This window comes from Acidovorax sp. HMWF018, assembly GCF_003061035.1.
Taxonomy (GTDB): Bacteria; Pseudomonadota; Gammaproteobacteria; order Burkholderiales; family Burkholderiaceae_C; genus Acidovorax; species Acidovorax delafieldii.
The window spans coordinates 14,284-14,992 of the sequence record NZ_QAIM01000595.1 but is presented as its reverse complement, the minus strand read 5'-3'; the positions used below and the strand labels follow the sequence as shown (position 1 = coordinate 14,992).

1 protein-coding gene is annotated in these 709 nt (G+C 62.6%); it reads right to left on the bottom strand.

Annotated elements, in window-relative coordinates; all coding sequences use genetic code 11:
• Positions 1–709 (bottom strand): P-type conjugative transfer protein TrbL (gene trbL, locus DBR23_RS25360; protein ID WP_233250744.1); only part of this gene is annotated, 709 nt, incomplete at both ends.

Genomic DNA, 709 nt, shown 5'->3' with positions numbered 1-709 from the left:
GCGATGCCGGGGCCGAAGATCCCGAGCGCCAGCAAGGTGAGCGAGGCCAGCATGATGACCAGCGCGTGGTCGATGGACGGCTCGGCAGGATGGACTTGGAACTGAGCGAACAAGCCTGAGCCGATACCGACGATCACGGCCAGCACCAGCACCTTGACGCCGGAGGCCACCACGTTGCCCAAGACCTTCTCGGCGAGGAACGCGGTCTTGTTCCAGAGCGCGAACGGCACCAACACGAATCCGGCGAGCGTGGTCAGCTTGAACTCGATCAGCGTGATGAACAGTTGGATCGCCAGCACGAAGAAGCACAAGACCACGACCAGCCACGCGAGGAACATCACCACGATGGGGTCGAGGTTCACAAACACTTCGGGAAAGCCCGCCATCTCGCCGATCTGCTCCAGAATCGGCGCCCCGGCGTCGATGCCGGTTTTCGCCAGCCGGCCCGGCTGCAAGAAGTTCTCCATCGTGATGGCCGAGCCGGTGGCTGTGATGCCCAATCCCGCAAACGAGCGGAACACGATGCTGGCCAGCCAGTTGAAGTTATTGATGATGTAGGCGAAGGCACCGACGTAGAGCACCTTGCGCAGCAGCTTGGCGATCACGTCCTCGCCCTGGCCGGTGGCATGGCTCATGGCCCAATACAGGCCGGCGATCGTCATGTCGATGACGATCAGCGTGGCCGTGAGGAACGCCACTTCGCCCCGCA